At 61.9% G+C, this 4,912-nt stretch carries 4 protein-coding genes; all 4 read left to right on the forward strand.

The window, feature by feature from the left end; translation table 11 throughout:
• Positions 1-261: 261 nt before the first annotated feature.
• The 4 genes from nudK (at position 262) to QWI20_RS26220 (ending at position 4,784) form a co-directional block, all read left to right on the forward strand.
• The gene (nudK, locus tag QWI20_RS26205; RefSeq protein WP_369307870.1) at positions 262-840 is read left to right on the forward strand and encodes a GDP-mannose pyrophosphatase NudK; all 579 of its coding nucleotides are present in this window, start codon (positions 262-264) and stop codon (positions 838-840) included.
• Between the two features lie 147 nt (positions 841-987).
• Complete coding sequence (locus tag QWI20_RS26210; RefSeq protein WP_369307871.1) at positions 988-1,539, forward strand: sigma-70 family RNA polymerase sigma factor; 552 nt, start codon at positions 988-990, stop codon at positions 1,537-1,539.
• Positions 1,540-1,584: 45 nt separating this feature from the next.
• Positions 1,585-3,279, forward strand: coding sequence for a multidrug ABC transporter permease/ATP-binding protein (locus tag QWI20_RS26215; protein ID WP_369307872.1), 1,695 nt, complete (start codon positions 1,585-1,587; stop codon positions 3,277-3,279).
• Between the two features lie 164 nt (positions 3,280-3,443).
• A complete protein-coding gene (locus QWI20_RS26220; RefSeq protein WP_369307873.1) occupies positions 3,444-4,784 on the forward strand; it encodes a lysine N(6)-hydroxylase/L-ornithine N(5)-oxygenase family protein in 1,341 nt (446 codons plus the stop codon).
• Positions 4,785-4,912 lie beyond the last annotated feature (128 nt).

Raw genomic sequence — 4,912 nt, forward strand, 5'->3', positions numbered from 1 at the left:
GACATCAAGCTTGAAGGCTGCATCGAACTTTCTGTATTTCTTGGTCATGATCGTTCCTCAATGGGTACAGTTTCCCCCATTGAGGTGTCCGGGGTCATTAGGCCAGCTCACTCACGAAGACGGTGTCTTGTTCGCTGAGTTAGTCGGCGGATGTACCCAAGCCTTCGCGAGCAAGCTCGCTCCCACAAGTCCGAGTTACTGCACAAACCTCTGTAGCTGCCCCAGTCTCAATCCAACCCAACCCTACCCATAAGGACCACCATGCCTTCCACCCCCATCCGCATCACCGACGAACAGCTCCTCTCCGACAACTGGTACGTGCTCAAGAAATACAGCTTCGAGCTGCAACGCCGTGACGGCAGTTGGCAGTCGCAGACCCGCGAGGTCTACGACCGGGGCAATGGCGCGACGATTCTGCTGTACAACCTCCAACGCCGCACCGTGGTGCTGACGCGCCAGTTCCGCATGCCGGCCTTCGTCAACGGCCACGATGGTTATTTGATCGAAGCCGCAGCAGGATTGCTGGACAACGCCAGCCCCGAAGAGCGCATTCGCATGGAAGCCGAAGAAGAAACCGGCTACGTCGTGCGCTCGGTGAAGAAGATCTTCGACGCCTTCATGAGCCCAGGTTCGGTGACCGAGCGCATTCACTTTTTCATCGGCGAATACCAGCCCGACGATCGGGTCAGCGACGGCGGTGGCCTGGAAGAGGAGGGCGAAGACATCGAAGTGCTGGAGCTGGATTTCGCGCGGGCCATCGCCATGGTGGAAAGCGGCGAAATCAATGACGGCAAGACCATCATGCTGCTGCAATACCTGGAGCTGCGCCTGATGAAATGAGGACGGCAGGGCCAGAAAGACTCGGGTATCGACGATAAAGTTTCACCATTCGGTAAACTTTCTTACGTTGCAATGAGAATCGTTTGCGTTATCCTTCGCGTTCCTTTGTTACCAGGGATGTCGAACAAGATGGATTTTCGCCCTGCAATGAGCCAGCCCACCCGGCTCGGCTCACCTTGTGTTGGCGCCACCCGTGGCGCGAGAGACCCGCGCCTCGACGCGCTGATGGGCACCTACAACACCCACCGCGAAGCGCTGCTGCGCCTGGCGGCAAAATTCCTCGGCTGTCGCGCCCGGGCCGAAGACGTGGTCCAGGACGCTTTCGTGAAGATGCTCGAAAGTGACCTCGCGTCCGCGGAACCTGCGCGCTACATGTTCCGCGTCGTGCGCAATCTGTCGATAGACCGTCTTCGCCGCCAGCGTCTCGAACGCAACCACGGCGCCGAAGCCGAGCAGCAAGAGCAGATCCGTTTCGAGGTGTCCCCGGAGCGCGTGCTGGCCGGTCGCGAGTCCCTCGGTCAACTGGTCGGCGCGCTCAACGAACTGCCCAAGCGCATGCGCATCGTCTTCGACCTCAGCCAGATCCAGGGCTACACCCAGCGCGACGTGGCCAAGGTCATCGGCACCTCACCGACCATGGTCAATTTCCTCCTGCGCGACACCCTGTCTCACTGCCGCGCGCGGCTCGGCGAGCTCTAGGCATCGCCGCGTCATGTCTTTCGTTTTCACTGCCCGGAGTCATTCATGAAATTAGTTCGTCTGGTCTTCCAGCAATACCGCTGGCCGCTTGCGATGGTGCTGCTGCTGAGCGTCAGCAGCGGGCTGTTGAGCGTCGGCGTGATTGCCTTCGTCAACCAACGCATGATCAGCAGCCACGAAGGTCTCGGCACCGCGCTGTGGCAATTCGGCCTGATGCTCGCCGTACTGCTGGCGCTGGCGTCCGGGGCGTCGCTGTCGCTGACCGCGCTCGGGCATCGCTTCGTCTACGGCCTGCGTCGGGTGATGGTCAAGCGCCTGCTGGACACCAACATCGAGCGCATCGAATCCATCGGCGGGGCGAAGATCTTCGCCAGCCTGTCCAGCGACATTCGCGCGGTGACCATGGCCTTCGTGCAACTGCCGGACCTGATCTACGGCTCGGTGCTCAGCGTCGCGTCGTTCAGTTACCTGGCCTGGCTGTCACCGTCGCTGTTCATCACCACGCTGTGCTGGATGGCGTTCACCCTCGGCGTGGGCTGGTTGCTGGTGGGCAAGCTCAACGCTCACATTCGGGCGTTGCGTGAGTCCGAAGACAAGCTCTATCAGAGCTATCAAGGCGTGATCGACGGGCGCAAGGAGCTGACCCTCAACCGCGACCGCGCGCGCCGGCTGTACGAAGAAACCTTCGACGTCGCCGCTCAGCGCTACCGCGAGCATTTCACCCTCGCTGATCGGTATCACGGCCTGGCCAGCAACTGGGCCAACATCATGGTCCTCGGCACCATCGGCCTGGCGTTCTACCTGGCCAACGGCCTGGGCTGGGCGCCGACGGAAGTGGCGGCGACCTATGCGCTGACCGTGCTGTTCATGCGCACGCCGCTGGTGCTGGCGGTGGCAGCGATTCCGGCGCAGATCTCCGGGCGCGTGGCGCTGGATAAAGTCGAGTCACTGGCCCTGGCCGAGCACCACGAAAGCTTCGACGTCGCGCCCAGTCACATCGCCGGCCACTGGCAGACCCTCGAACTGCGTGACGTCGAATACCACTACGCGCCCCAAGGCGACGAGCCCGGTTTCGATGTCGGCCCGGTCAACCTGACCCTGCGCCGGGGCGAAACCGTGTTCCTCATGGGCGGCAACGGCAGCGGCAAATCCAGCCTGGCGCGTTTGCTCAGCGGCCTGTATCGACCGTCGGCAGGGGCGATCCTGATCGACGGCCAGGTCATCGGTTCGGAGGACTGGCTGGCCTACCGTCAGCTGTTCGCCAGCGTGTTCACCGACTTCCACCTGTTTGCGCAATTGCTCGGCGCCGATGGGCAGAACGCCGATATCGCTGACGTCGAGCACTGGCTGGAAAAACTGCACATGAAGCACAAGGTGCAGCTCGCCGATGGGCACTTGCTCGACACGCGTTTTTCCCAGGGGCAGCGCAAGCGCCTGGCGCTGATGCTGGCGCTGCTGGAGAAGCGCGACATTCTGCTGCTGGACGAATGGGCTGCCGACCAAGACCCGTTGTTCCGCCGCTTCTTCTACCGCGAGCTGCTGCCGATGTTCAAAAAGGCTGGCGTCACGGTGTTTGCCATCAGCCACGACGACCAGTACTTCGACCTCGCCGACCGTCTGGTGAAGATGGAGTCCGGGCAGCTCAGCGAGCTGCAGGGTGATCGCCGCGAAAACGCCAGCCGCGACGCGGTGGAAGAGATCGGCGCCGCCTACCAGATGAACACAGCCGAGGCGTTGTAAGAAATTTCGGCGACCGGGACTAAACAGCCGTCAGCCTCAGTCGTCATGTTAATGAGAATCAGTCTTAAACATTTTTGATCTGCGTGAACGGCCATCCGGCGCCGACGACCTCGTCGTAGGGCCTGCCGGAGTCGATCGCGCATCGCGCCTTACGAGAGGGAAGCATGGAACTCGTCTACGACTTCATCGGCATCGGTTTCGGCCCGTCGAACCTGGCTTTGGCCATCGCCACCCAGGAGCATGCCCAGCGCAGCGGTCTGGCGCCCCACGTGTGTTTCCTCGAGAAAAAGCCGGCGTTCAACTGGCATGAAGGCATGCTGATCGACGGTTCCACCATGCAGATTTCCTTCCTCAAGGACCTGGTGACACTGCGCAACCCGGCCAGCCGTTTCACCTTCGTCAACTACCTCAACGAGCGCGGCCGCCTGCAGGACTTCATCAACCTGAAGACCTTCTTCCCGACCCGCGAGGAGTACACCGACTACCTGACCTGGGCCGCGTCGCACTTCAACGAACAGGCCCATTACGGCGCCGAAGTCATGTCGGTGGAGCCGTATTTCGAAGACGGCCGCTTTGTCGCCATGGACGTGCTGTCCCGGGATGAGCATGGCGAAATCTCCCGCCGTCGTGCGCGCAATCTGGTGTTCGGCATTGGCGGCATTCCCCAGGCGCCGGTGGCCTTCGACGGTCTTGAAGACGCGCGCGTGCTGCACTCTGCCGGCTATCGCGGCGGCATCGAAAAACTCCTCGCCAACCGGCCTGGCCCGGTGCGCGTGGCGGTGGTCGGCGGCGGCCAGAGCGCGGCGGAAATCTTCGAAGACCTGGCCTCGCGCTTCGACAATGTCGAGGCCACGCTGGTGATTCGCGGCAGTGCGCTGAAACCCTCCGATGACAGCCCCTTCGTCAATCAGATCTTCAACCCGTCGTTCACCGACACCATCTTCAATCACAGCCAGGAGCGTCGCGTCGCGCTGTTCGACGAGTTCCGCAACACCAACTATTCGGTGGTCGACACCGACCTGATCGAGACGATCTTCCAGCGCATGTACCAGCAGAAGGTGCGCGGCGAAGAGCGTCACCGCATGCTCACCAACCGCGAAGTGGTCCACGCCGAAGTCGCCGCTGACGGCATCGAACTGTTCCTGCGCGATGCGCCCCATGACCAGATGCACAGCGAGACCTTCGACGTGGTCGTGCTCGCCACCGGTTACCGCCGCGACTATCACCTGGAGCTGCTCTCGGGCATTCAGCAATACATCCAGGGCGCCAACGTCGACCGTCACTACCGTTTGCCCCTGACACCCGGCAGTGAAGCGGGGATTTTCCTGCAGGGTTGCTGCGAAGACAGCCACGGTTTGAGCGACACGCTGTTGTCGGTGCTGGCGATCCGTTCCCAGGAGGTCGTCGAATCGATCTTCGGCGATCAGGAGCAACCGTGTTCGGCGCGCTCTGGGCATGGGGCGTTGCAGGCTGAGCCCCGCGTAGCCCTGAAACTCGCGCGCTAAGCCCGGGGCTTCAAAAAAACCCGTTACAGCGGTGGTCGTCAGCGGCCACCCACTCTTTTCTCACAACGTTGTGGGCCGCCTTTGCGCTGCCTGCGGGTTGAGCCTTGCCGATACAAACAGGTGAAAGA

It is taken from the genome of Pseudomonas sp. W2-17 (assembly GCF_041060445.1).
Classification (GTDB): Bacteria; Pseudomonadota; Gammaproteobacteria; order Pseudomonadales; family Pseudomonadaceae; genus Aquipseudomonas.